At 46.0% G+C, this 26,467-nt stretch carries 28 protein-coding genes and 1 tRNA gene; 6 read left to right on the top strand and 23 right to left on the bottom strand.

The annotated features are described in order from the left end of the window. Nucleotides 1-14: 14 nt before the first annotated feature. Nucleotides 15-341, bottom strand: coding sequence for a hypothetical protein (locus BN6539_RS04610; RefSeq protein WP_067534372.1), 327 nt, complete (start codon nucleotides 339-341; stop codon nucleotides 15-17). A gap of 32 nt (nucleotides 342-373) precedes the next feature. After that, nucleotides 374-565: a helix-turn-helix domain-containing protein gene (locus BN6539_RS04605; RefSeq protein ID WP_067534369.1), complete on the bottom strand. Its 192-nt coding sequence runs from the start codon at nucleotides 563-565 to the stop codon at nucleotides 374-376. Nucleotides 566-719: 154 nt separating this feature from the next. On the opposite strand from BN6539_RS04605, the gene BN6539_RS04600 reads away from it, so the two are divergent. Together BN6539_RS04600 and BN6539_RS04595 are read left to right on the top strand one after the other, a co-directional pair. Further along, complete coding sequence (locus tag BN6539_RS04600; protein ID WP_067534365.1) at nucleotides 720-1,094, top strand: helix-turn-helix domain-containing protein; 375 nt, start codon at nucleotides 720-722, stop codon at nucleotides 1,092-1,094. Nucleotide 1,095: 1 nt separating this feature from the next. Next, nucleotides 1,096-1,815 carry an ImmA/IrrE family metallo-endopeptidase gene (locus BN6539_RS04595; protein ID WP_067534361.1) on the top strand — a complete coding sequence of 240 codons (720 nt, stop codon included), beginning with the start codon at nucleotides 1,096-1,098 and terminating at the stop codon, nucleotides 1,813-1,815. A 366-nt stretch (nucleotides 1,816-2,181) separates the two neighbouring features. On the opposite strand, the gene BN6539_RS04590 is transcribed toward BN6539_RS04595, so the two are convergent. The 5 genes from BN6539_RS04590 to BN6539_RS04570 all read right to left on the bottom strand — a co-directional run bounded on the left by BN6539_RS04590 (nucleotide 2,182) and on the right by BN6539_RS04570 (nucleotide 6,179). Next, nucleotides 2,182-2,862 (bottom strand): Abi family protein, encoded by a 681-nt coding sequence (locus BN6539_RS04590; protein ID WP_067534358.1) that lies wholly within the window; start codon nucleotides 2,860-2,862, stop codon nucleotides 2,182-2,184. 14 nt (nucleotides 2,863-2,876) lie between these two features. Continuing rightward, complete coding sequence (locus BN6539_RS04585) at nucleotides 2,877-3,131, bottom strand: hypothetical protein (protein WP_067534354.1); 255 nt, start codon at nucleotides 3,129-3,131, stop codon at nucleotides 2,877-2,879. A 380-nt stretch (nucleotides 3,132-3,511) separates the two neighbouring features. Further along, entirely contained in the window at nucleotides 3,512-4,486 is a 975-nt protein-coding gene (locus BN6539_RS04580) for a glycosyl hydrolase family 18 protein (protein WP_067534351.1), read from the bottom strand. 39 nt (nucleotides 4,487-4,525) lie between these two features. Beyond that, the gene (locus BN6539_RS04575) at nucleotides 4,526-5,683 is read right to left on the bottom strand and encodes a GGDEF domain-containing protein (RefSeq protein ID WP_148484451.1); all 1,158 of its coding nucleotides are present in this window, start codon (nucleotides 5,681-5,683) and stop codon (nucleotides 4,526-4,528) included. 28 nt (nucleotides 5,684-5,711) lie between these two features. Continuing rightward, entirely contained in the window at nucleotides 5,712-6,179 is a 468-nt protein-coding gene (locus tag BN6539_RS04570; protein WP_276326619.1) for an NUDIX domain-containing protein, read from the bottom strand. A 385-nt stretch (nucleotides 6,180-6,564) separates the two neighbouring features. On the opposite strand from BN6539_RS04570, the gene BN6539_RS23210 reads away from it, so the two are divergent. From BN6539_RS23210 to BN6539_RS04555, 3 genes are all read left to right on the top strand, one after another. Then, on the top strand, nucleotides 6,565-7,389 hold the full coding sequence (locus BN6539_RS23210) for a YHYH domain-containing protein (RefSeq protein ID WP_067534344.1): 825 nt from the start codon (nucleotides 6,565-6,567) through the stop codon (nucleotides 7,387-7,389). 107 nt (nucleotides 7,390-7,496) lie between these two features. Beyond that, nucleotides 7,497-7,901 (top strand): hypothetical protein, encoded by a 405-nt coding sequence (locus BN6539_RS04560; protein WP_067534341.1) that lies wholly within the window; start codon nucleotides 7,497-7,499, stop codon nucleotides 7,899-7,901. 177 nt (nucleotides 7,902-8,078) lie between these two features. Then, nucleotides 8,079-8,414, top strand: coding sequence for a helix-turn-helix domain-containing protein (locus BN6539_RS04555; RefSeq protein ID WP_067534338.1), 336 nt, complete (start codon nucleotides 8,079-8,081; stop codon nucleotides 8,412-8,414). A 165-nt stretch (nucleotides 8,415-8,579) separates the two neighbouring features. On the opposite strand, the gene BN6539_RS04550 is transcribed toward BN6539_RS04555, so the two are convergent. Continuing rightward, complete coding sequence (locus tag BN6539_RS04550; protein WP_067534335.1) at nucleotides 8,580-9,629, bottom strand: hypothetical protein; 1,050 nt, start codon at nucleotides 9,627-9,629, stop codon at nucleotides 8,580-8,582. A 667-nt stretch (nucleotides 9,630-10,296) separates the two neighbouring features. Here BN6539_RS04550 and BN6539_RS04545 point away from each other — a divergent pair. Further along, nucleotides 10,297-10,373 (top strand) — tRNA-Arg (locus BN6539_RS04545). Between the two features lie 348 nt (nucleotides 10,374-10,721). Here the strand turns inward: BN6539_RS04545 and BN6539_RS04540 are convergent. The 15 genes from BN6539_RS04540 to BN6539_RS04470 form a co-directional block, all read right to left on the bottom strand. Then, a complete protein-coding gene (locus BN6539_RS04540; RefSeq protein WP_002569112.1) occupies nucleotides 10,722-12,104 on the bottom strand; it encodes a tyrosine-type recombinase/integrase in 1,383 nt (460 codons plus the stop codon). Then, nucleotides 12,082-12,519, bottom strand: coding sequence for a helix-turn-helix domain-containing protein (locus tag BN6539_RS04535; RefSeq protein ID WP_002569113.1), 438 nt, complete (start codon nucleotides 12,517-12,519; stop codon nucleotides 12,082-12,084). Before BN6539_RS04535 ends, BN6539_RS04540 begins: the two co-directional genes overlap by 23 nt. Before the next feature lie 104 nt (nucleotides 12,520-12,623). Beyond that, entirely contained in the window at nucleotides 12,624-12,851 is a 228-nt protein-coding gene (locus BN6539_RS04530) for a helix-turn-helix domain-containing protein (RefSeq protein WP_002569114.1), read from the bottom strand. A 30-nt stretch (nucleotides 12,852-12,881) separates the two neighbouring features. Beyond that, on the bottom strand, nucleotides 12,882-13,262 hold the full coding sequence (locus tag BN6539_RS04525) for a type II toxin-antitoxin system PemK/MazF family toxin (protein ID WP_002569115.1): 381 nt from the start codon (nucleotides 13,260-13,262) through the stop codon (nucleotides 12,882-12,884). 488 nt (nucleotides 13,263-13,750) lie between these two features. Next, a complete protein-coding gene (locus BN6539_RS04520; RefSeq protein WP_002569116.1) occupies nucleotides 13,751-14,299 on the bottom strand; it encodes a sigma-70 family RNA polymerase sigma factor in 549 nt (182 codons plus the stop codon). A gap of 300 nt (nucleotides 14,300-14,599) precedes the next feature. Further along, on the bottom strand, nucleotides 14,600-15,136 hold the full coding sequence (locus BN6539_RS04510) for a hypothetical protein (protein WP_002569117.1): 537 nt from the start codon (nucleotides 15,134-15,136) through the stop codon (nucleotides 14,600-14,602). A gap of 104 nt (nucleotides 15,137-15,240) precedes the next feature. Continuing rightward, nucleotides 15,241-15,855, bottom strand: coding sequence for an ImmA/IrrE family metallo-endopeptidase (locus BN6539_RS04505; RefSeq protein ID WP_020989792.1), 615 nt, complete (start codon nucleotides 15,853-15,855; stop codon nucleotides 15,241-15,243). 11 nt (nucleotides 15,856-15,866) lie between these two features. Beyond that, entirely contained in the window at nucleotides 15,867-16,235 is a 369-nt protein-coding gene (locus BN6539_RS04500) for a helix-turn-helix domain-containing protein (RefSeq protein WP_002569119.1), read from the bottom strand. Nucleotides 16,236-16,366: 131 nt separating this feature from the next. Further along, on the bottom strand, nucleotides 16,367-17,329 hold the full coding sequence (locus BN6539_RS04495) for a helix-turn-helix transcriptional regulator (RefSeq protein ID WP_002569120.1): 963 nt from the start codon (nucleotides 17,327-17,329) through the stop codon (nucleotides 16,367-16,369). Between the two features lie 28 nt (nucleotides 17,330-17,357). Beyond that, on the bottom strand, nucleotides 17,358-17,498 hold the full coding sequence (locus BN6539_RS22565) for a hypothetical protein (RefSeq protein WP_002569121.1): 141 nt from the start codon (nucleotides 17,496-17,498) through the stop codon (nucleotides 17,358-17,360). Continuing rightward, nucleotides 17,499-18,377 (bottom strand): DUF4261 domain-containing protein, encoded by an 879-nt coding sequence (locus BN6539_RS04490; RefSeq protein WP_002569122.1) that lies wholly within the window; start codon nucleotides 18,375-18,377, stop codon nucleotides 17,499-17,501. Beyond that, nucleotides 18,374-19,249, bottom strand: coding sequence for a hypothetical protein (locus tag BN6539_RS04485; RefSeq protein WP_002569123.1), 876 nt, complete (start codon nucleotides 19,247-19,249; stop codon nucleotides 18,374-18,376). The genes BN6539_RS04490 and BN6539_RS04485 overlap by 4 nt, the downstream gene beginning before the upstream one ends. 26 nt (nucleotides 19,250-19,275) lie before the next feature. Continuing rightward, nucleotides 19,276-20,052, bottom strand: coding sequence for a hypothetical protein (locus tag BN6539_RS04480; RefSeq protein WP_002569124.1), 777 nt, complete (start codon nucleotides 20,050-20,052; stop codon nucleotides 19,276-19,278). Between the two features lie 16 nt (nucleotides 20,053-20,068). Further along, nucleotides 20,069-20,932 (bottom strand): CbrC family protein, encoded by an 864-nt coding sequence (locus tag BN6539_RS04475; protein WP_002569125.1) that lies wholly within the window; start codon nucleotides 20,930-20,932, stop codon nucleotides 20,069-20,071. Nucleotides 20,933-20,947: 15 nt separating this feature from the next. Then, on the bottom strand, nucleotides 20,948-26,464 hold the full coding sequence (locus BN6539_RS04470; RefSeq protein WP_067534329.1) for an immunity protein Imm33 domain-containing protein: 5,517 nt from the start codon (nucleotides 26,462-26,464) through the stop codon (nucleotides 20,948-20,950). Between the last annotated feature and the right edge of the window lie 3 nt (nucleotides 26,465-26,467).

The raw sequence follows: 26,467 nt of genomic DNA, 5'->3' as shown, positions 1-26,467 counted from the left end.
CAAATCACCTCCGGCTAAATGACATCTCCAAAGTAATTGAGTATCAGATCTCTGGTCTCCTCGCTGGACAGCTTTAATTTGCTATTCAGCCTGATCTGCGCAATACAGTGCATCACTGCTTTATCTCTGATTCTCAGGCAGTCCGCGCACCAATCGTCCAGGCAGTTCGTCCACTTCCCGCAGCTGCATTGTTTTGCCTCATATACCTCATGACCGCAGGCCGGACAATATGGTATTTCAAACCGCTCATACCGTCTGTCGTCCACCTCTCTGTGAATTTCATATTCTGTCGCGATCAGAGGATCCGCCAGCGGTCGGTTGCATTCTTTGCACCAATACATTCCTATCGCCTCCTTGTATACTATAGTAAACTTTATAAGCAAAATAAATCGTCTACGCTGGTCCCCAGTGCATTTGCCACATTGAGCAGTGTTTCTGTCGTGACAAACTTCAGTTTGCCATTCTCCAGCGCCGATAACAGCGGCGGCGCGATCTTTGCCTTTTCCGCCAATTCACCCAGTGTCATCTCTTTGTCTCGCCTGATTTCCTTTATCTTGTATTTCATTTTGTCGTCTCCTCCCCTCTGTCTTACACTCAGTTTACTATATTAAACAACCCATGTCAAGAGTTTTTGTTTACTCTATTAAACTTTCGCATTGACTTTTCACCCATAATATTGTATGATAAAGTAAACATCACCAATAAAGGAGATAGAATCAATGACACTGGGTGAATACATCAAGGGCTATAGGAAAAGTAACGACATGACCATGGATGACTTTGCAAAAAAATCCGGCCTCAGCAAGGGTTACATCTCAATGCTGGAGAAAAATCGGCATCCGCAGAACGGCAAGCCCATCACGCCCACCTTGGAAACCTGTAAAAAGGCGGCCAGCGCTATGGGACTGTCGGTAAACGATTTGCTGGGAAAACTGGATCCCGACACCCCCATTGAGATGGCGGAACCGCAGCCAGAAACACCAAAACTGGACGGCGTTTACCTCAGCTTTGCCAAACAGGCACAGGACGAGGGAATTGACCCCGATGATATCATGCGGGTGCTAGAAGTGTTAAAAGGAGCGCGTAAGAAATAAGATGGAGAACAAAGGATCAAAAGCGAAGCTATATCGATACATAGGTGACTTGCGAGAGTGCCTCCACATCGATTCTACGGTTCGTGGGTTTTCTATACCCGAAATCTGCCGCGAACGTCTAGGCGTCATGGTTACCGAGATTCCCTTTAAGACGCCGGGTCTGCGGGGAATGGCTTACCCGGAAACTAAGGAGACGCAGGATACCATTATTTTGAATGCTCATCGCAGCAAGCATGAGCAGAATTTTGACTGCGCCCACGAATACATTCATCTTCTCAGGCATCGGACAAACCGTTCCCAGTCCTTTTCCTGCTACGAAAAAGTACGCCCCAATCAGAACCCCTTCTTCGAGTGGGAGGCCAACGAAGGCGCAGCGGAGCTGATCATGCCTTTTCAAGTCATCATTCCTGATTTTGTGGAATACTATCACCGCAAGGAGGAGGAACTGGGCAAGGAAAAAGCAGAAAAAGCCAGCATTGCGATGCTGGCCGGCAAATACCATGTGACGCCCAAGATGATAGAGTTTCGCCTCAATAATCTGAAGTACGAGCTGGCGTTCTATTGTGCCGGCTGCGAGATCGACAAGATCGAGCCTCTGTCCAAGCGTCAGCAGATCCAGCACAACATCGATATGGACAGGTTTGATTTCTCCGTTTTGATCAATAATGCCTTTCGGGAACCAGAGGAATTTGATTTTGATTATTACTTTGAAGTATACTGAAACAGGGGGTTGTCGCATTAACGAAGAAACGGCGTAAAGCATTGTTTTCTGGATACGTTACGCCGTTGGGGAGCAGATTTAGCAGGCAGATTCGCTGCGTTTCATAGGAAACAAGATCTTTCAGGCACTCTTTTTCCTTTTATAATGTTAATTTCTTAAATTTACCATTAATTAATTTCCAATTCTGTATTATCTTGTAATAATTTTTGCTACAAATCATTTCTGTCAACGGAAAAACGGCGCATAATGCATCTAAAATAGACATTTGCGCCGTTTGATCTGATTCATGGATTACTCGGTCTTAGTGCAACAACCCCCTTATCTTATTTCTATAAATCAATGTAATTATGAATCTGAATGCTAGGATTAAGACACTAAAATATCTTTGCTTTTTATATTTTTCCAATTCTGAGGAAAGCCCATTATTTCTAGTATATCGTTTATAGATATGGTTTTAAGCTTTGAAGATAATTTATTAATGGATCCATTCAGCCCAGATATAAAATAATTGAACTCCGTGCTAGATAAAAGATATCGCAGAATAATCACAGCAGAAAATAAATCGTTTTTACCATTTGAATAGTAACCATTATCAAGCTGAATGGCAAGATTCTTATGTATCATAGTATCCGCTAAGGGGTTTTTTGAGGTAAAACAGTATAAACGGTTTCCATGGGCGCAAAAATTGCGTATTACAGAAAGATAGTTTAGAAAGTTTGTTAACGTATTGTCCTGTATCTTAAAGAAGCGTGAAACAAATTGTCTGTCCTGCTGCTTCATAAGGCTATAGAACTTACTCATGGTACCAAAAGACAATATACTGTTCAATACCCACATCGGGATATACCCATGATTCTTCAGATAATGAGCGATATTAGGATCTAAAGAGTGAGATGCAATCTGACTTTGTATGCTTGAGAAAAGTTTAGTTATTTTTTCGTTGGCATCTTTTGTATTGGTATCAAAATTGTCATATAAAAGATAGTTATTATATCCGTATTTTGATGAAATGCAATCTGAAATCAGAGTTTTAATGTTAGTTTCCACACGAAGCGTACTCCTTAAGAATATTTCTCTGATTGTGCGATCAAAGTCATATACCGCAAAATTTCACCAACTGTAGTTCCCAACCTGTAGGTTTCTGAAGAATCCGAAACTAAAAAAGGTGCCTTATATCCGTTTATGACGTTATAATACCCTTCATGTTGAAGGATCATTTTTGATCTTCTTTTTTCTTCTGGTGAGTTAATACAGACATTCCTGAACTGCAAAAGGGCAATCATTTCGTCATAGGTCATATATTTTTTCTCTGTCATTTGATTTCATCTCCAATAATATAAAGACTCCGGGCCCGAAGGACACCGGAGTACGTTCCAAATTAGTATATGAAATAAAACAAATTATATTCTATATTATACTCCGATTTTAGCACCAGTGACCATAGATGTCAATAACTTTGTAAAACATCTAATAATAGAGGGAACTATTTCTGTATGGGCACGCATTGATTTACATCGTTCGCTGTTTTCTATAATCCCCATCATAAGTGTCCCCCTTCATCTCTATAAATAAAGAATACTATTTAAGAGTTAACATGTCAATGAAAATTACAAAAAATATAATAAATAGAAAAATATGTATTTAAATAAGACAAAAGCCAATGTATCGCTACATGGCTTTTGCTTTTACTCTTCGTTTATAATTTCCTCACGGTATACATCTCATTGAGCACCTGTGCGTTTGCCGGGAAATAATCCATGATGTTCCAATAAGCAACTCCCGCCAAATCGTATTCTTCTACCAGGGCCAGCTTTGCTCGGATACTGCGCTCGTCTTCAAACCAAACCACATGCTCTCTTCCCTGTTCATCGGTGTAGGTATAGTGCGGAGCCTGCGCTGTCTGATCGTATTCTATGGTCGCCCCATACTGCGCCGCACGGCGAAAAGCCTCTTCACTGGAGATTTTCTCAGCCCTCGATTCGCCTTGCACAAATGGCAGCGTCCAATCGTAGCCATAATTAGGCATTCCCATCAAAATCTTTTCCCTCGGAATCTCAGTAACGCCATAGTCCAGCACTCTGCGGACTTGATTGATCGGCGATACTGCCATAGGCGGACCGTAAGTGTAACCCCACTCATAGGTCATCAGCAGCACATAGTCGGCCACCGCACCCATGCCGGCATAATCGTGCCCCTGATACAACACGCCTTCCTGATCCGCTGAAGTCTTTGGTGCCAATGCAACTGTCACCGTATAACCCTGCGGTCCCAAAACGGCTCTCGCCTCCCGCACCAGGTCTACATACTGTCCCCGATTTTTTTCGGGTATGTATTCAAAATCAAAGTCAACTCCAGAAAGTCCTTTTCTCTGTATCGTAGATAAGATGTTGTAAACCAGTGTCGTTCTCGCTGCAGGGTTTTCCAAAAGTGCGGAAGCAATGACATCGTTAAACATGCCCATTTCGTCCATAGGCGTCAGCACCATCAAAGGTTTTACTCCGACAGCATTGGCTGCGTCAATCAGACTTTGGTCATTGAGATCGACCACGCCTCCTTCCGCTGTAATGCCATAACTAAATGTATTTAAAAAAGTCAAATCAGGCAGCCAGGCTTCTAGCACTGCCGGATTGATTGACGGGTAGGCATACCCGCTTACAATGATTTCTTTCATAGGTTCAATCCTCCATATCATACAATATGAAAAATTTCGCTAATTGTTCGCTTTCTTTTCTTCTTTATTGCGATACATGTTGATATCTGCTGCCGTAATAAACTGATCCGGCCGCTTAATCTGTTTATCCAGCATGGCAAATCCCAAACTCATGCACATACGATATGATTCGTTACTGTTTTCATTGTACAGTCTGACATTGTCAAGAATTTCATCCATCAGCCGCTGCACTGCTTCTGGTCTATCGCGCTGCCCAATAATGAGGAATTCATCTCCGCCCATGCGGGTTACCACATCATCCGGACAGCAGGATTGTCTAATCAGACTGGCTGCTGCCACGAGGAGCTTGTCGCCTTCAACGTGGCCGAACGTGTCGTTGACCTGTTTGAAGTCATCCATATCGACAATCATCGCAAAGTATCTGGCTCTCACTTCTGGTTTGCCTTTTGACGTTGTCAAGATTCTGTCCAGATAAGAATCCAGATAGCCTCTGTTTAATAACCCCGTCAGCGTATCTTTGCTGATCTGCTCGCTCTGCACGTTGAGAAAGATGATTAGCAGCGACACCGCCATGCAGATCCAGATTAAAGTGACGCCGTAAAGTTCGACCTGCACAAAGCTCAGTATAATTGTCGGTATCGGAAAGAAAATCAGATATCTGCACACTTTTATCCGGTCAGTATTCTGTTCCCCGCACCTTGCTTTGACAGCCATGACTAGGGCACCGCCAAGATAGACGTAGGTCAGCAGTACAATAACCGCCATATATGGACCTCTATAATATATGCCGTCTGCGCTGATGGTGAATATCCATCCTGTTTTTAATGTAGTCAAGACCAAGATCGTGCTGACTACGCAGGGAATGCTGTACAAAGCTAAGAGTTTCTTTAGACGCCTCTGATCTGCATGTAGTTTCACGTCTGTATAAAGAAGCCAAAATAGAGACGGCAGTGGCACGAGGCAATAATAAATCATCATGCTGACCAGAAGCAGTTCTCCAGAGTAAGGAAATATCATGCCGTCCAGTACCCAGGTCACCGCATCAAAGATCAAAATTAGGATATCCGACCAAATGAGCCATTTAAATGTACGTTTGTCCAATTCTTCAGTATATTCTCTTTTACGCAGGTAAAATCTGATTGCCAAAAGAATTACGATTCCAACAATACTGACCTCTACGTATAGTATTTTTAACACAGCAAATCCTCCCAATGCTCAGAACCTCCTAGAACTCTTTTAGCTCTGTAAAGACCATTCCTGTTTCCGTCGTTATTCCGCTATACAATTCTTCGGTAAATTTTCCAATGCTTATGTAATGCTCTAACATGAATTTTGCAGTCAGCGGCATCTTTCTGTCTAAGACCTTGTCAAAAGGGATCCATTCTACTTTGCCCTCTTCGGAAATCAAAGTAACTTCTTCGTCCGGTTTTAAATCAGCAAAATAGTAGTAATTCTGGCGAATCTCTCCGTTCTTCAGTCTTAAGGTCACGTATCGCAAGTGTAAGTTTTTCAGCGACCGCTCCTTCAGCCCAATTTCTTCCTCTAATTCTCGAAGCACGCAGATGCGAGGATTGTTCAGTTCATGATCCTCAAAATGTCCGCCGATTCCACACCATGACGGTTCCACAACTCTGGAACCAATTCGGTATAACATCAGCATTTCTGCTCCTCGGCTAATATAAATTCCAGTCATGTTTCTTAAGTTAATTTCGTCATGCATATTTCTCCCCCCGTTTTTCTCAACAAATCTATTTTCCCTGCAATGAAGCAGCACATAATTCAATGAACGCTTCCTTGCAATAACATCGTTAAGATCGTGCGTTCATTATACCACAATTATACTGTTGAAAATATAATTGAAAATTGTGATTCAATGATTCCTACATTGCGGCAACGCCGTGAGATTGTGGAATCATTATACCATGACGATTCCGCTGAAAACAGAAAAAATAATGCTTATGTGTAAAATTCACTACATTTTGTATTTAAATAACGACAAATACAGTAAAAACACCTGCGATGTGTTATGATAGATATATCATTTGCGATATTTATTGTTTTAGAAAGGATCTACACTCATGAAAAAGAAAGCAGCAAGAGTCATCAGTATCTTACTTATTTTAGTTCTGTCCTGTACTGTCTTCAGTTTCGCCCACAGTGGACGAACCGATAGCAATGGCGGACATCGGGACAATAAAAACGTCAGTGGATTAGGTTATTATCATTACCATTGCGGTGGACATCCCGCTCACTTACATCCAAATGGGGTCTGCCCTTACTCAGGATCTTCTAGTCAGAAAAAACCTGTAAAAAAATATACCCGTATCAGCAAACCGACATTGTCTCTCAAAGCGGTCAACGCCAATTATATAAAAGTTTCTTGGAGCAAACGAAGCAAAGCAGTGAAATATAAGCTATACCGCGCCACATCCAAATACGGAAGCTACAAAAGAATTGCCGTTACTTCCAAAACCTACTATAACGATAAGTCAGTAAAAAACAAGACCGGCTATTACTACAAGGTCAAGGCCATCGCCAAGACTTCAAAATGTAACAGCTATTACAGCACTATAAAATACGGAAAAATCAGTTTTAACGGTAAAATTACGCTTTCTAAAAGTACCTTTAACCTGAACCCCGATGAAACAGCAATTGTCTACGTAACTGCCAGTGGCACGACTGATCAAATCACAGCCTATTACGACGATGATTATTTAGACATTGAATGGGGCGAAAAGGATAGCAGCGGCCGACTGCCTCTATACATTTACTCTTTTGCCAATGCGGATGATGCAGGTACGAAAACCAAAATCACCTTAAAGTTTAGAAATCATCAGCGGTTATATCAAAAAACATTGACGATACAGTTGACGAACACCGCCGCAGCAGATCCTGCCGCATAATAAATTCACTCCTTTTTCTATAATCACAGTAAAATTTTTCTTGTTATGTCAATATATTTTGATTTATTGGGAAGACTAGGTGATAAAGAAGAAAGGAGAATTTAAAAATGAAAAGAATTACAGTTATTTTACTTTCATTATTACTCTGTCTTGGTCTGTTTGCTTGTGGAAATGATAAAGACGCAAACAAAAATGACGCCGACACTAACAACAATGACAATACCGCAACTGTATCAATCGATAAAGACATCGATGCAGTAGCAAAACATCTTGATTTAAAAGATGGCACCAAGGTTGAATACGACAAAATGGGTGCAGAACATGGCAAGAAGTATAATGATGGCAAAGTGGAACTCTATGAATTCAAAGAGGATTCCAAAGAATACAAAAACATCATCAAAGGTGAGGGGGACCTCAAAGCCGCAGCTCACAAAGACGGCATCGTCCTCGTATTCACTAAGGATTCTGATCAGAAACTCATAGATCAGTTTAATGAAATCAACTTTAAATAGCAATAACCCAAAAACCATCTGCACATGAAGGACTTCCCTCATTGGCAGATGGTTTTTACTTTGTTTATCTTATATTTTACATTCTGTCAGACAATAATTATTCCTGTTTCAGTTTGTTATAATGTATTCTCTGAAAAGATACAATAGGGAAAAGACAAATAGAGGGGAACGGAATTTATGAAAATAGATTACACAGCAGTTGGAGAAAAAATAAGAGATGCAAGATTAAATGCACGTATTACACAGGAAGTATTAGCAGAGAAAACAGACCTATCCATTACCCACATCAGTGCGATTGAAAATGCAAGTACAGGCGTCAGTCTGCAGGCATTGACGAACATCGCCAGTGAGCTACGTATTTCAATAGACTTCTTAGTCTTTGATTCCAGACATTCTAATTTGGTCATCGAAAGTGAGATCAAAAATATTTTGTCAGATTGTACAGATCGTGAAGCACAGGTTTTGCTGGAACTGTTAAAAGCGAGTAAAGAGGCAGTAAAAAGACTCAAATGATGATACAAGTTTAACGCCTTAGCCTCCTATACATTTTACCATAGTAAACTGAATTCATCGTCATACGCTTGTTCAATTTAGTAAACATAATTTATACGGATATTGACATAAAAATAAGCCAGAGCTAAGGGCGTCTGTCCTCAGCTCTGGCTTTACTATTATATATTAGTCGTTAAATGCTTTCATCTTAAATGGTACATAACATCTAGCCTTATATCCATCATTTACGGTCGGGCTCTCTTTTTCACCTGTAAGTTCAGTAAAATAATATTTACCAGTGTACTTTCCGCCACCGTCTTCATCGTTTGGAATCCAGGAGGTCTTCCAGTTACCCTGCGTCTTGCTAAAGCCAGCCTGTTCAATACAGTTCACATAGCTCTTAGCCGGATCAACCTGAGTCTTTGCAGCATCTTTATAAACGATGTTAACTCCGATTACGAGACGAACATGCCCATAACCGCCTCCATCTGTGGTTCTAAACAACAATGCGTCACCAGGTTTTATCGCGGCATATACTTTGCTATAGATATCTTGTCCTGCTTCATAGTTTCCGGCTGCAGAAAGGCCTGTAACAATTTGCTTCGTAGTTTCTGCAGTTAATCTGTTTGTATAATATTTACCATATTTTCCAACTAGCATAAGATAATCATTTTCACTATCTGAGTTGACCAAGCCATCAGCAAACATATTCTTGGTTCTATACATTTTACCAGTGTCTTTTCTGTCAAGATAGATTCCTGTTGCCGCTTTCCATGCAAAACCAACAGAAGAGGAACAATCCGTTCCGTATATAGAAACATATTGAGGATCACTAGCAAGTGTTTTAGTACCTTTCTTTATTGTAACGCCATTCGGAAATTCCTCTTCTCTATATACTTGAGAATATGGGATTCCTCTACGTGGAATTACTTCATTTGCAAGTTTATTATCCCAACGGCAGTTAACCTTAACTTTTGAACTTTCTGTCAACTGATTGTTATTGTCTTGACCGTAGCAATAACGTAATGTTGCAGTTAACTTCCACGGCATTTGAGACATCTGGTACATTTTTTCACATGCTTTAATACGCTGAGCTGATACAGTTTTACTTACACCGCCGTCTATGAGCTCAACTGTTGGTCCTGCTGCGTAGGCTGGCTGGGCGAACAAGGTGATTGTTAATGCGCAAAGCATTGCAAAAACGCTCACTCTTTTCATTAATGTTTTCTTTATCACTTTTCTTCTCCTTTTATTAACACTTTATAGTTATAACGTATTTTTTTGCACCTCCTTTCTCTCTTATCGTATATATATAATCATTGTTTGTCAGCACTAAAAAAGGAACAAAATGTCGCATATTGTCGACACGAAAAGTTTTATAACTTGAATAGAAAACGACCTTCAAAAAGGTGAAGAAAATATAAAATTAGATTGAATTTCCTAAAGAAAAGTGTTATCATAAGCTAGTATGATAAGTAACAATGTCAACCTAGTTAAATGGATATAAGAACCATCGCATTGTCAGCAAAATCAAAGATTTTGGACAATGGCGAGAACCTTGATGCTCACATAAGTTCGCATGAACAACGCTTTGATTGCGTTGTTATCTCAATCTTATGTCGACATATTAACAAGTGAATATTGTCGACCTAGTTAAATGGATATAAGAACCATCGCATTGTCAGCAAAATCAAAGATTTTGGACAATGGCGAGAACCTTGATGCTCACATAAGTTCGCATGAACAACGCTTTGATTGCGTTGTTATCTCAATCTTATGTCGACATATTAACAAGTGAATATGTCTCCGTAGTTAAATGGATATAACAACGCTCTCCTAAGGTTATGCTCTACCGGCCGCCTTACGATGAAAAGTGATTGTTACCATTTTTAATTGAATAGATGTCTCTGTAGCTCAGCAGGATAGAGCGTTCGCCTCCTAAGCGAAAGGCCGTGGGTTCGAATCCCGCCAGGGACGCCAGCAAACACGCCGAAAACCTTTGATTTATCAGGGTTTTCGGCTTTTCTTATTTCTGCGGCTTTTGTGGATTTTTTGCAAAAAACCTTGGTTTGCTAACATTTGCTAACGAGATTTGGCCTTTTGCTAAGAAAGGCGGTAAGTCAGAGGTTCGATTTTTACCAAAGGAACTTGCAAACATTTGTTAGCAGAAATTAGAGGAAGTTGCAAACAAAATCGCGAATTTGCTAACATCGCTCAAAAATGCTTTCAGAACCTTGCTAACAAAAAAAGTGTTTGGTCACTGTGCAAAGTGGTTCAAACGAAGAAAACCTCTCACAAAGTGAGAGGCGTTCTTCTGAGGGAGGGACTTTATAAAGCTTTTGCCAGCTGCTTGAGCAGTGCGGCAGTTTCGGGATTTTTAAGCAGTTCCAGTATCTTCGCTGCATCACTTTCAGTGACGGCAGTATCCGCAGTTTTAGGCTCTGTATCTTCAACAGGATCAGGAGTCTTGGATGAGTAAAATGCTTCCTCCAATCGCTGAGCGTTTATGCAGCGATCCTCGTCGATGATGTGAGAATAGACATCTGCAACCATTTTTACCTGAGCATGACCAGAGTCGCCCTGGACGGATTTCATATCGCCGCCATTGAGTTTCAGCTTGTAGGTGATGCTGGAGTGGCGGAGAGAATGGAATACAACATGAGGCAGTCCGTTTTCTTTGATAAGTTTATTGAAAGCACGGTTAATCACCTGGCTTTCCATCGGACGGCCATTGCTGGAGCAAAAGACCAGGTTATTGTCGATGTATTCGTCTCCAAACAGATCCATCAGCTCGTCGATTTCTTTTTTTCTCTCTACCAGCATATAGGCAACTGTTTTCGGCAGGTACACGCGGCGAATACTGGTTTTGGTTTTAGGCTCTTTCAGGACCAGAGCAGTATGGGTACTGGCTATGCAAGGTGGAAACTTCTTAATAACACCTTTGTCGCTCAAATCGTCCAATGCACCTCGTGTAACCCGTTGCAGCTCTTTGTTGACGAATATATAAGCTGAACCATTTTCTATGCTCTGTGGTGCAATATCAATGCAGTCCCAGGTAAGGCCCAGCATTTCGCCAATGCGTAAAGAGCAGGAAAACGCCAGATTTAAGGCAAGGGAGAGGATAGGATCATCACAGACTTCCATCGCCTTGCTCAGCGTTTCGGCAGTCCATATATCCCGTTCTTTATGTTCTTCTTTGGGAAGTGTCGCATTCAGAACAGGGTTACGGCTGATTAGTTCCCAACGCACCGCCTGATTAAAGGCACTGCGAAGTAGCTTGTGAATTTCTCTTACTGTATGCGGGGTCAGATATTCGCTTGTGGGTTTGCGGTTGTTGACGCTTACCGTTTTCACAGAGAGCAGATCGCGGTAATACTTATCCATCATCCTTGGAGTGATGTCGGATAGTAACATATCTCCGATAATAGGAGTTATGTAGTTTCTCGCCAGACCACGGCGGCTTTCATATGTTGACATTGCCCATGTATTTACACCATAGATGGACATATATTCATCGAGCAGATCGTTCAGGGTCTTTGCCGTAGGAATAAAGAAGGTTCCAGAGTCCTGCTCATACTCAATTTGCTTTTTTCGTTTTTTTGCTTCTGCATTTGTGCTGAAGGTTTCCCAACGCTGTCTGCGTTTTCCGTTTTCATCTGTGTAATCATACACCACAGAATATTTGCTTTTACGCTTCACGATAGATGCCATTTTCATTGCTCCTTTCTGAGATTTTCACATAATGAGTTTGCTTTTGATACCAGGCTTCAAAACTGCTGGTAATGATACGAATTCTTCGATCAATCAAGGTCGTCTCAAAATAGCCCCTTTTAACAAGGTCATAAGCTGTGCCAGATTTCAGCCCCAAAAGATCCGCCATTTCTGGAACTGACATCGTAGTATGCCTCCATTTCTCTCCGGGCGGTGTACCATCCACTTTTTTATAGTGGAACTGGCCGGCATACCAATCTTCAAAGCTATCCAGCATAACTCTCATTCGTCCGGCCACTTGAATTGTTTTGAAATAGTTCTTTTTAACCAACCAATAGGATTCTACTTTACCAAGCCCAAGCATTTTGCCCATCTCTGGTACAGACATACTGGTCTTTACTCTTTGTTTTTGCATGGCTTTTGCCTCCTCTATAAAGTTTTTCTTGCTATGGCCTCATTGTAAGAGAAAGCAGAAAAAAAGTTAAGGATGTCGATTTGGAGATCGGCATCCTTGACAAATCATTCATCTGCGTGATCCAGCCAGTCATCAAAGCTCTTTTTGGAAATGCGGATATGACCGCCGACTCTGACGCTGTGGAATACACCTTGTTTTACCAGATTATATGCTGTAGGACGACTGATACCCAGAATGTCCTGAATCTCATCGACCGTATAGGTTCTTTTGTCATAGCTGACAGGATTTTGTTCATTAAATCGGTTCAATTCCGCAATTCTTGCTTCAAACATAAAAACGCCTCCTTTATCCGGTAAGTGGCCTTACGGAGCCTCCATTTCCTCTGGAATATGAATATCCAAACTAACTTGCAGAGCATCATCAATCGCTCTCATTTCTTCGCGAGATACGCGCCCAATGTACGATAAAACACGCCTTTTATCAATCGTTTTAATTTGCTCCAGCAGAACAACAGATTTCAGTCCAAGCTCTGGAACGCTCTCCAGTGCATAGTGTGTGGGCAGCTCCTTTTTCTTAATCCATTTACTGGTGAGCGGAGCTACGATCAAAGTGGGGCAGAAAAAATTCCCCACATTGTTTTGAAGAACCAGGACAGGACGGGTGCCGCCTTGCTCTGATCCAAAATAAGGATTCAAATTGGCATAATATAAATCCCCACGCTTATAAATCCAATCTTCTTTCATGTTCATCCTCCTATGTTTTGAGATTTGATTATGTAAGAAGGAGGCTCTGCAAATTACAGAGTCTCCTTCAATTTAGCGCCTGTTTTATCCCTTACTTGTCCACGACACCCCAGGGATTTGGGTAATCATTAAGCCGCAGGTGGCTGGCCTGCTTCTCAGGAATTTCACCTCCACTTCGTTTGGTCTTACCCATGGCCTGCGACGGTTGTTATCACGCTCGGACTATGGCTGTAAGAGAGCTTTCCTCCTTGTTATGCCATGACCGGATGCCATCCGATGTATTCCAGCCTGATATATTTCTGATAAACCGCAAACTCATCTATACAGCAAAAATGGGTTGGCCTGTTATGTGAGTGGCAGCTCTCAGAAAATATACCGCTGATGTAGCGGCTATTACGCCCAAAGAGGATCAAACTTAATGATTCGTATATGAGGTTGTCAAGGTGCAAGTGAAAGGATTTCCCTCTCACTTGCTACTGCCACTTTTTTTAGAAATCTATAACCAACTTTTTTATTTTTTCTTCAATTTTTTTCAGACGCTTATGAGCTGCGGGCTGACTAATGCCATATCTTTTGGCTAATTGCAGTGTACTTGGCTTTTCCATGCTGTAATAATCCAAGATAAAAGAGCGTTCTTTCTGACTCAGCTGCTGCAAGGCACGGTGCAGATCGGCCATAAGAAGATTACAAATTGCTTGTTCCGCAGTATCAACAGATTCATCCACAAACAAATCTGTATCCTGATAACCTTCCTCTGTGCCGTCACGATCTCCCACATGGGAAGCTGGGAATATAGAGCGGCTTTTCTCATGTTCTTGGAGATAGCGGCTGTGGCGGTCCTCCTGCTGGTATTTTTCAAAATCTTTGCGAGAACATTCCATAATAATGCGGTCATCTTCATCACGGAACATTTTGACTGTTTCAACAAAAAAGCGCCCAGTAAAACAACCATTGCGGCGTGCCTTACTGAACGCTGAAAAACTGATTTCCTCCCATTCCTGTGGGCTGTTATTTTTCCAAATAAATACTCTCGTCATATCCTTTCCTCCGTTCAAATTTTTGGTAGTCAGCGAATTTGAACGGTGTCATGGATATTTTGCTATGTACGCCTCCCAGCGCATACCGGCCTCCTAATACCGGGCAAAGAAAAAGGCCGGAAGTGTTTTCACTTCCAGCCATGTTCCTGCCGCCATATTGCAGCAGGAATGAAAAAAGCCCGGTCAATGCCGGGCCTTATGTAGAAAAGTATCCAATTTAGCACATTCCTGCCACTATACCAAGTATAGCAGGTCGGAAGTCGGAAGGGAGTAGGGATTAGGTCGGGGATTTGTCGGGATTTAGTCGGAATTTAGTCGGGGCAGCTCCTCCAGGACTTCTGGAATAGAATATCCAAACAAGCAAACAGAAAATAAATAGATGGCTTCTCGTTTTCGGTCATAAAAGACACTGCGCTCTATATTTAGTTCTTCCAGCAATTCTTTCTCTGTACTGTTGAACCGATAGATGAATTGCTTAGTCAAAATTTCATAGTAAAGTTCTCCTCGATCTGGATACCGTTTCAGACGAAGGAGTGCGCGGTCAATAATATTGACCAGCATTTGATTTTGAACAAGGCAGCACACTTTTTCTTCAAAGGCTTGCAGTTCAATATCTGGTGCAAAATTTTCAAGATAGCAGAGGCCAGACTCTATATCTTGTTCTCCCATAATCCAAGCAGTTTCTTGTAATTCTTCTGCCCGTTCACTCAGAACCCAGACTACATCACGGTAAATCTTTAGAATCAGCTTACTTCTATGAAACGCAGCGTCGCTGTTAAGCCCCAAAGCTGTTAGCCTGCTGTTACATTTTTGGATTGTTGTACTTTCTTTTCTCATGGAATATCCCTCCTTGTTCGCAATATCGCGAACATATTAGGCGCAAAATAGCATAGAGGAGGAGAGTGAGAGAGGGCAGTGCCTCCCTCTATTCCTCCCTTTGGTTATATCAGGTTCCTGGATTTTAGACGAATCTGCATTGCTTGCTTGGAAACCTCAAAAATATTTGCCATTTCTGCAATGAGCTGTTCATCTGTCCGTCCTATTCTAAGCCGGTAAAAACATTTTTTAATCTGCGGTAAAGGCATTAGCAGAGCAGAGGCCAGAGTGTCTGCCTGACGCTCAATTATGCCATGACTTTCGTCGGAAGAAACATTTCCGTTATAAGCAGCAACATCTCCAGTACCGGAGTACAACTTCTTATGTAGTACCCAATGAGCCAGCTCATGGGCACAGGTAAAACGGAGCCGCCCTAATTTTGACGGATCACAAAGCCGTTCATCAATTAAGATTGTACCGGCTCTTACTGCAATCATTCGATACTGTCTCTGTATCTGGTCATATAAAACAACGGCACCGTCATCGAAAATTGTTTCCCCTAATATCTTGGGGTTTTTTCTTAGTGTATGAAACTCCAGGATTAGATCAAACTTTGTCTCAATAATGGTTTCGATTGGCACAGGACACGGTTGACCGGATAGCAGAGAGGGATCATATTCCATCAGGATTTTTCGCCCTACCGCTTCGATTGCTTCTGTACGGATTTGTGGAATTGACAAAGCTCTCCCCCCTATCGTTTACGCTCCTTTAGCATTTTCATAAATGTCTGCCATTCTTCATCGGTAGCGTCTACTTCTTTTGCCACACGCAAGGCTGCCCGAACAATATCTTTTTCCATGATATAGTCTGGCAAATCAGCAGATACTGTATTGCGTGATTTTGCGGCCAGATCCAAAAGCAACTCATGTTCTGATTTATCCAAATTCAGAAAGGCGGAGATGCGTTCCACAAAATCTCCATTGGGTGCAGGACGGCGGCTTTGTTCAATATCACACAGATAACCGTAAGCAATATTCAAATGCTTGGCTGTATCGCGTAAATTGAATTTGTGCGCCTTGCGTTTCTCGGCTATAAATGATCCAAAAGTTATATTGCCCACAGCATTCACCTCTCATTTGTTCGACGAACTGCGAACATCTTGCTTATATTGTATATCGAACATCTGTTCACTTCAAGGATAAAAATTTCATTTGAAAAGAGGTGTTAAAAATCAATAACACCTCTTTTGCACTATATAAATTCCTGAGCGATTTGCTGCATTTCCGTAATGCACTCTTTGGGAGAGAGAATTTTTATTTTCCCTTTGAATTTGAATATCCAGCCATAAAAAGTTCCACTGGGGTTCACTTCAATTTTGGCTGTGAAGTGTGTATCATCATACCTATCAACAGCAGCATCTTCTCCATAATGATCTATGATTACTCTCATCAATTCGTTTTCACATAGAAGGGTTACTTCCTTCGATGACTCCGATGTAAACATATCAACCATTTTATTTGTATAGGAGGCTACATCAAATCCCTCTATCGGCATAAAGCAAGTTTCAAGATTTTCTATGCTTGTTAGACGATCTACACGGAAGTGAGCAATTTTCTGATGCTTCAGAGAAAATCCAATCAAATAGTAATGGTCATTTTTCCATTCAAGCGCATAAGGATTTACGACATAATAATATCCATCATGCTTTAAGATTTTCTTTTTTTCCTGAGTGTATTCATAGTATTGGAACCGAATTTGCTGATGGTTTCCAATCGCTGTTTGGATATTATCAATGATATAGTAAACCTTTTCATTATGCGGTTTGACACGGCTGGATAAAGCAGCAAATTTTTGAAGTTGCTCTGCCTGATGTGTGCTGGTCAGACGGCATAATTTCTGTACTAGTTCCTCAGATTTCTTGGCAGAAATGATCTTCGAGGATGCTACTGCGTCTGTCAGCATTTTCAGTTCTGGATACTCAAACAGGCGGCTTCCCATAAAATATTGGTTTTGGGTACTCTTGACCACCACAATATCAATTCCTGCATCGATCAGTGCATTGGTATCCGCGTAAACAGTCTGCCGCACTGCCTGAATTCCTTTTCCATTCAGATGGGCAATGATGTCAGATACTGTGGCGGGATGGTTTTCATCGGTCTGCTCATAGAGAAACCGGAGTAATTCCAGTATCCGCATATTTGTTGAATTCTGCATACTTCACCTCCTCGATTTTTAAAATGGCCTATTTTGTATGATGTCCAGCCCCAAAGACCAGGAACAGGGCAACCGCACAGAGAAGCAGAACCATCCAATTCCGGTCTACGATCAGCTTGATCACCGCCACAAGCAGCATTCCGCCCACCAGGAGCACAACGCCGTTCATTCAACGCCCTCCCGCGGCATATTCGCCCATGTGGATGTCCAGCACCCCTCTGGGCGGCTGGATCAGGGCGTCCTCATACTGGCACTTCCACTGGATCTCCCGACACATCCGGCCATCCGCCACGCCGTCTATGGTTTCACCATCCTGAATGGGGTTATCATGTTCCAATATGTACGATGCCACATTGTAGGCGTGGTTTACCACCCAGTTGGGGTCCATGTCGTGGAAGTGGTACTGGAGGTCGGGCAGGAACAGGGTGCTCATGCCCACCGTGTCGATGAGCATATCCTCGGTGCCCTCAATGTTAAAGAAGCGGACATTGACGCCAAAGCGGATGAACCGATCCGAGCCTTCAATCTGGTGAGAACGCACATCCTCCGCCAGAAACAGTTTGCCGCAGTTCTGGAAATAGAATGCCTCACAGGTGGGGTACAGCTCCGCCAGAGCCTCCAAAAAGTCGGCATCCAGGTTGGCACGCTCCAGCGCCGGAAGCGCCGCGGCCAGCATATCGGTGGCTACCACCTGATATTTGCACTCCCGGAAGATCCGCTCCCGGTCCTCCTGGCAGTCCCACATCTGGCTCATCAGGAAGGCATCAAAGCCTTTGCCCTTGAACTTGTCGCATTTCATCACCATCAGCTGCACCGGGCATTTTCCGTCCTTGAACTCTGCAATATGCTCCTGTGCGGCAAAGCCGGCCATTTTCTTATCATAACAGAAGCATTCTGTTGATCCGATGTGCTTCTCCATTACGGCAGTCATTTTTTCTTTATCCGGCATTTCTACCGGCTCTTTGAACAGCATCTGAATGAGATAGGGACCTCCGGGTTGTGGGCCTTTTTTGTCATCCAGGTTTTGTTGGAAAAGTTGATTGCTCATTTGGCTTCCTCCTTCTTCTCCGGGAACAGTTTCCACCGAAACTCCAGCTCTTTCTGGACAAACTCTTTCGGCAGGCCGCGGGGGTTGGCGATGAGATACCATACCCGAAAGGTGCGCTTCTTCGGATCTGTTTCCTGCTGGTAGAGCTGATAGCCCGCCTCATCCTCCTGCGTCCACTGTCCTGTCTGCCGCTTGGCCTGCACAAAGGGTTCCACCACCTGGTCCAGTTCCTCTTTGGTGCGGCTTGAGGCCCAGGCGTGATCCACATCATTGGCGTGGGAGAGGTGGAACAACATCGAACCCATCCAGTTCTTTGCCTTGCACTCCGGCGTTCCGCGCAATTCTGCCTGACGGCGGTACTCCTCCATCTGCTCCGCCGTTCCGTACTGTTCCACCATCTGCTCATCCACATGGATGCACCAGCTGTAATCCTCTGGCTGGATAAAGGGGGCGCAGACCGGATGTAATGCCTCTGCTGGGTCCGTCTCAAAGCGGTCGATAAAGTCAAGGTAGTGGGCTTTGATCAGGGGCAGAAAGGTGTCCAGCAGCCCGGTGTTCAGCCGCAGGTCCTCTGTCAGCATCCGAAAGAATGAAACGCCTGTTGTCGGTTCTATTTTGAAAGAGTAGAGCCGGTCATCTCCCTGCTTTATGATACAGGTGAAGCCCACCTCCACATTTCCATGGCCGATTTCGTAGTCTATGTAGTTGTAGCGCCTCCGGTCAAACCAGATCTGATAGGTCAGCCCGTTTTTCATTTTCTTTTTGAAGTCGCCTTTTTTCAGCCGCTTCCAGCCCTTTTCCTCCAGGCCCAAGCCGTTCCACAAGTAGTCCAGGGCCTCCTGAAATATATCTGCCGGGCGTTTTTGTTCCACGGTCTCCACCTCCTGACGAATCCTCCTTAATAATCAAGCAGGATGGGCACCTGCTGTTCCTCGGCAAACCGCATGGCCCGCCAGAACATGGAGAAGGCGAACTTGGCAAGGGATTGGGTGTCATACTGGGTGTGTTCCGGGATGTCTGCCTTGCTATACTGTCCATCTGAGTCTACGGTTCCGTCTACCGGGTATCCCTCCGTGTCTGCCCAGCCAAGGATGGTATCCTCATCGGCCTGCCATGCCAGCTGGTTCAGCTTTTCCAGCTCCTTCCGCAGTCCGCCCAAGGTGGCGATAGCGACGGTGTCATCGGTGGGCAGAGGGCCTTGGAACAGAAAGCTGTCGGTGAGGGGAAGCCACCAAGTCACGCCCCGAAACAGGGACCACACCCGCTCCTCGTCCGATGCAAGGCGGGCAATCAGGGGATGCTCCCCGAAGATCCAGTCCTTCTCCACGGTGGGAGGCACCGGTTCCTCGTATGTACGACAGGCGGCCACCAGCAGCATAGCGCCGAAGGCATCCCAATCCGGCTTGTCCGTGTAATAGGGCTTCTCATTATCCTCCGGCCAGGGGGCGTAGGGGGGCTGGTCCGGCTGAGAAATGGCGGCCAGAATCTGATCCCGCCAGTTCTCCACCGCCGCCTGAACATTGGTCGGGGACAATTCCTCGTCGTCGGCGGGTTCCCCATCCGGGGTGATGCGGTTGAAGGAATATCCGTTTTCCTCCGCCCACTGCTGAACAACGGTTTTCCAGTTGTGAGAATAGTACCGGGTCAGCGTCCCGGCGTAGATGTCAAGTCCCATAGTGTTTGCCTCCTTTTCAATCAAAATCCATCCAGACCAGGTGCTTTCCGCAGTGGAGGCACTGGAACAGATAGCATTGCAGGTGCCCGCCATTGACGGATTCCCGGATCATATCTTTCTGCTCCTCGTTCCACATGGGATCGCCCAGCACCTCCTCCAGCACATCCAGTGCCCGCAGTTCTCTGGCACCCACATAGCCCAAAAAGGCACAGTAGTCGCCGCAGTGAGCGCGCCAATATTCCTGCTGCCAGCCGGAGTAGCCGGGGGTGCGGTGGATCAGTTCGTCCAGCTTCTCCGGATCGTCTACACCATCGTCCACAGAGAAATCGTCTTGAAAGCTGCCGTCATATTTTCGGGCCGCCTCGCCGCTGGCGATACACTCCGGACACAGATACGCAATTTCATCTACCGAATAGAATGGACCAGTATAGTAGATGTGGGTCGTCTTGCCGCAGCAGCCGCAGATAACACCTTCTTTGGATTCCTCAAAGGCCCCGGTATCCAGCGGGTCCGGGTGATACCGGAAGGCGGGCAGGCCCAGCTGGGCCTGCCGTTCCTTCTCTTTCTGCTTTTCCTCCGGCGTTTTGGGCTTGGGGAGGGCGTAATGATTGCCCCAGTTTTCCGCATAGTCCTTCAAGACGCCCAGCCGCTTGAGGGTCTTTTTATCGGAACGATTTCCGATTTGGCAGAGCAGTTCGTAGGCATCCTCCTTGAAGTCCAGCAGATCATACACATCTACCAGCACTTCCTTGGCCTGCTGATCCTCACTCTGCTCAAGTTCTTCCTTGAAGGTATATAGAGCGCGGACACTGTCCGGACCTTCATTGGTCGCAACAAACTGTTTTTTTAGTTCGATATAGGTTTTCTGATATTCTGTCATTGGTCGCACCTCCCATCAATCCCACCAGAAATACCAGACGGTGGATTGGTGTATAGTATCAGCCAAAGTGCCAATACTTGCATTTTGGTCCAAATCAGGACAAAAACCGTATTGTTCCACAGCTACATCTATGGCCTTCTCCTTGGGGACAGGAGCCGGGAGCAGAAACTCCAGCTCATCGTGGCTCATGGCGGCAGGCACCGCGTCATACTGCTCGAACCAGTATTTCGCCACTGCCATTAGCTCCAGCGTATCAGGACATTCATTCCAGTTTCCGAAGGGCAGGTAGGCAAAGATCTCCCAGGGGTTCTTTACCGGAATTTTAGCCAGAATTAGCGGAACGGTCATATTGGTATCAGAATCCCAATAACTTGCGAAGCGGTCGTTGTTGATACCGCCGTCTATCTCACCAATAATTTCCTCCTCCCAGTCCATATCATCCTCCTCGGCTTCTTCTTTGCGCTGGCCGGTCAATTCCTCCAGAACCGCCTTTCCGTCCTTGACGGGAGCGGAGAGCATCTTCTTCCGGTATTCCTCCACAGCTTTGGGGTTAAATTCATAGCAGTCTGCATCGTTTTCCGGGTCGGCATTCATCACCAGACACTCCAACAGCGTTTCATCCGGCTTGATGAGAACAGGAATAAAGTCCTCCCGCACGCCCAGCCGCCGGGCGTAGCTGTATGCTGACATGATGGGATCATCATCTGCCATAGACGGGAAATAGGTGCACTCACAGTCCAGATACTCCATAATGGCCTGCGCCACCTCGGAAGGCTCCAGCGTATCCTCGTCAAAGTCCTGTCCCTGCCAGTTGACAAAGCGTTTTTCAATGACCTTGGCCATGGCCTGATAGTATTTCTCATCAAAGGGGATAAATAAATATGTCTCCTGTTGAAATTCATTGGAGTGATACCGGGACGGACCAAAATATTTCAGGGCATAGTCATCAATGTCGGCAGGATAATAGGGCGCATCATTTTCTCCATAGTAATAATGGGCAAAGGCACGGCCTTTCTGGTTGAACAGAGCCGAAAATAGACAGCCGAATAACTCCTCCCGGATGAATGTTCGCAGGTCTGTGCTGCCTGGATCGGCTTTGACCTGGTTTACCACATCACCATGCTCTTCCAGGAATTTTTCGCCCATCAAGTCATGCTCCATGCACCAGCGCAAATAAATCGCCATGTGATTGTAGGCGTTGATGGGGTCAATGGGAAGCTCTTTTTCCTCAATGCTCTCAATATGATAGGAAACATCATCCATTCCTATGCTGTCATCGTCAGTCTCTGGCTCTACTTCTGTGGGCTCATAGGAGATTTTCAGAGTCATCTGCTCCTCCGGCAGAGAGACACCGGGGCTGCGGGTGATGGTGTGCTTATCATCCGCAGAAAAACCGATGGTTTCGCCGTCTTGCAGCGTCACATCACACGCCAGCACATAGGAGGCAAGGCTGGCCAAAAAGTCCCGCAGATCCTCCGGCTCGGCGTCAGTGTTCAGCACTTCCATTTCCTCCTTGCCGAACACATCCATGCCGTAGGTGTAGCCGTTTAGGCCCCCCTCGCTCCGGTACAGGCCGAACCAGACCCAGTTGAAGATGGGCAGCTCGTCCTCTTTTATCATATCGGCAAGGCCCTCATAGAAACGAGGCTCAAATACCACGCCGCTGGTGTAGACACCGGTGGCGTATTTCTGCTTGCAGCACACTGCCATCGCCTTGGTGAACAGCTTACCGCGTTCCAGCAGTTTTTCCTCCTCGCCCAACACAGCCACCATGATATGGGCCTTGTGCGCTTTGGTCACTTCTACGGCCTCTGGCCACATATAGTTGTTTTCGGCGTTGATCTCAGCTTCATTGTCCGGGATGTGACCGTGGAAGAGTGTCACGATCAGCATCATTCCGCCGACCCGCATTACCACAGCGTCATCGCTGTTCTCATCGTCTTCGTCGCCCTCATCCGGCTCCTCATCTACGATGCCCCATTCTTCCCGTAGATCCCGAATCAACTGCTCCTTGTCCCACTCTACTTTGGAGAGGAGCACAGACCCGGCAAAGGAGCCCTTATGGTCGGTTTCTTCCTCGTCAGCATCAACATCTTCGTTAAGATCCTCTACATCTTCATCCGGATCATAGAGGGATTCATGCTCCAGTCCGCGGATAAATTCCTCAAAGCTATCTGCCAGATGGGTGATTTTATAGTCATTTTCCTGATCCACATGGACTACCGCAGGCTCTCCCTGGGGACCGCAAGCCCGGTAGTCCAGGAAAATCATATCGTGTCCGGCGCTTGGACAGTCGCAGATGGCCACGCCGATGGCAGGATACTCCCACTCATCGATCATAAACTGACTGCCCATCTCTCCACAGAGGGAGCAGTTCTTTTCCCGTCCGATTCCGAAAATGCCGGTGATGGCCACATGATCATCTGCCCAACAGGTAGGCTCATCGCAGGGATAGCAGGTGTTCATCGGAATGCCACCGTTGTGCTGCTTCATCAGCCAGATATAGGCGGCGGGCAGCTTGTAGCCCAGTTCCTCCTCCACGCTGGCAATCAGCTCATCGGAAGGCGGATCACTGACATATTCTTTCAGTGCATACCAATTATCATCCCAGAAGTTGGTGAGGTCGAAACCCTCAAATGGGGTATCACCGGGCACGAATTTGGCCTTCTTCTTCCGGCTGCGCTGGCGTTTCCGGATCTCCGCCTTACACTCCCGAATTACCGCCGGGGCATTTTCATCCTCCGGGTCCAGCTCTGCCCACCGCTGGGCGTAGGGAATGGCCTTTTCCTCCTGACCATAGAGATACTGATAGCCGTAGGCCATCCGCATATTCCACTCCGCCTTGTCCTGACCTTCCTCCCGGACGGACTCCAGCACCTCAATGGCCCTCTGGAGGGCTTTGTCTCCCTTGAATTTCAAAGTACCCTCATCATGGTCCCCGATGATGGCGTAGTTCTCCAGCGCCCGTGCCAGGGCGTAGGCGGTGCGATAGTTCCTCCAGTCCTCTGGGATGGCATTGAGTGCCTGGATGCAGCGGGTGTACTCGTCCTCGTCGTTCCACTGCTCCAGCTGAGCGAAGAATGCTTCGGCGTCCTGTTGGGTATAAGGAATATAGTCCATGCCCGTAAGCGTTTCATCCAACTCGTCATCCTGATTTTCAGTTTCTGTCCCATCATCTTGTTGCTTTAGAGGTACAGAACCGGCTTCACGGCGGAAGGTGTGGAAGATGGCCCATGGGATATCCGTGCCTTCAAAGAACTCTTTCGCCATGTTCAGCGCCTCTCGGATGTCCCAGGCGATGAAGTCCACATAGCCACAGTAGAGGCCGGTGGCCCCGCCGATGAGGGCGAGCATCTCCGATCCGTCCACGGTGGTGAACAATTCCTCCAGCTTGTCCCGGAAGTCGAAAATCTTTTCCGATCCTTCCTCCTCCCGCAAGGTATCCAGGGGATAGCAGAAAAAGCCCGCTACCGCTCCGTCGGCATGGAGATCGTCCATAAAGTCGTTGTCGGCATTCAGATAGCCGTTGATGAGCGGCACACAGCAGGTGGAACCGGCCATTACATCCAGCCGCCAATCGGCGTTGGGGTCTTCATTGGGTTTCATTTCGTAGCCAAGATAGCTCTCCAGATAGGCCTCCGGATCGGTGGAGAGCTCCAGGCCCTGCTCCCGCAGTTTGTCGGGCAGCTGGGACAGGAGGAAGGACGGCTCTGCCTTGGGTTCCTCCAGCACATCAAAACTGTCTATGTATCTCATGTGGGGGATCTCGCCCAGTATCTGATCGGTGAGGGTGGTGAGCATCCACCAGACTCGGCCTTCCGCCTCCCGGAGCATAGGCAGCAGCTTTTCACAGTAGGCGGAGATGTTGAAACTGTTTTCGCCCTGTTCCTCCAGCCAGATCTGCACATCCTCACCGGAGATGTCCCAGCTGTCGTCGGTACGCAGGCCGATATTCTGGGAGGGCTGACGGCCCACAAGGATGTTCCAGTGCTCCAGCACCTCCTTTGGGGCGTGTTTCTGGAAGTAGACCAGCTCAAACAGCTTGACCTTATTACCCTCCGGGGTGAGGATCAGCTCATGCTTTTCGCCATTGAAGCCCAGCTCGAAGGAAATTTCATCAAAAACCAGATTCAGGGTGTCCTCCATTTGGGCCACGAGTTCTGCGCCGCGGGTATGATCTTTGTCCTCATCCATCATCTGGCGCAATTCTGCTTCCATCTCGGCAAAGGTTTCCCACCAGTTCTCTGTCCGCTCTCGGAAGCACTCCGAGAACTGGGGCAGAGAAATGCCTTTCGTGCACCAGTCGATCAAATCCTCAATGTCTTGTCGGGTGTTAAGTTTCGGATCATCACCGGGATGCTGTTCCAGAGCTTTTTCAAAATACCGCAGAGCGCGGCCCTCCTGATCCAGATAATAATAGGCATACCCCATGCGGAAATTCCAGGAATAAGTATCTCCCAGTTCCTCCTCGTGGCACTGCATCAATTCCAGTGCCCGGTGAAGCTGCTTTCTTCCCTCCGGTTCGCTGGAGTCCGCCAGATTGTTGTAGGCTCGCGCCAGCTCCATATCCATTTCCGGGGTACGCTCCTCGGTAGGGATGGCCTCCAGCGCGTCTACGATTTTCTGGTGTTTGTCCTCCTCATGCCACTTCTGGCACTGCTTCAAAATATCCATATCCGGGTCCTCCTCGTCCTCATCCGGTTTCCAGTCTTTGATTTGCTGGAACACGCCGTTCTCATCCCGCTCAAAGGCGCAGGGAGCAGGGGTGTTCAGCAGAGGGATGATGTCGGGATCGTCGTTGCAGATTGTGTTCAGCTTGTAAATCCCGGCATTGTTGGGGTCGTCCATGTACTCCTCGCTCTCATCACCGGCGGTGAAGCGCCAGCCGCTGTCCCAGTCGCCGTCCGGCTTCTCCCGGTAGCAGTAGCCAACCTTGCAGCCCTCTACCGTGATGCGGTTGGTGGCAATGCAGCCATCGGCACCCTTCCAGTCAGAGAGTAGAGATTTCACATCCTCCGCTTTCACATGGTAGTCCCGGTTGCGGCCAGCGGCCTCGTACAGATCCTTCCGCAGCGCCTCCACATCCCGAGCCATCTCCTGGATCTCCTCGTCGTCCATCATCTCGCTGAGGTCGTATTCCAGCGGGTTCTGGGCGAAATCCGCCAGGGACTTGTTCATTGCGTCGTGTTCCTCCGGCGTGGCGGTGATGCGGATACGGCGGGGGGGGGTGTTGTACTCGTCCAGATCTTGGAGGTTCACACTGCCGCTGACGCTGCACTCCAGCAGGATGGCGGCCAGGTCGGTGACCACATCAATAGCAAAGTGAAAATCCATTTCCACACCACTGGAGTGGGTGAACTCCAGATACTCCACAGTCTGGCGGAAGCCCCAGTTCTGCTTGTCCAGCCCAATCTTGGTGAAGATTTCGCTGAGGGGGATTTCCTCTTTCTTCTGGTCTTCTAAAAAGGCCACAAGGTTCAGACTGTCATCCGAGCCTCCGATAAAGTTGCCCCAGTATTTTTTGATATACATCTG

This window comes from Emergencia timonensis (assembly GCF_900086585.1).
GTDB classification, from domain to species: domain Bacteria; phylum Bacillota; class Clostridia; order Peptostreptococcales; family Anaerovoracaceae; genus Senimuribacter; species Senimuribacter timonensis.
The sequence above is the reverse complement of the archived record's forward strand: the minus strand, read 5'-3'. Positions and strand labels throughout refer to the sequence as shown.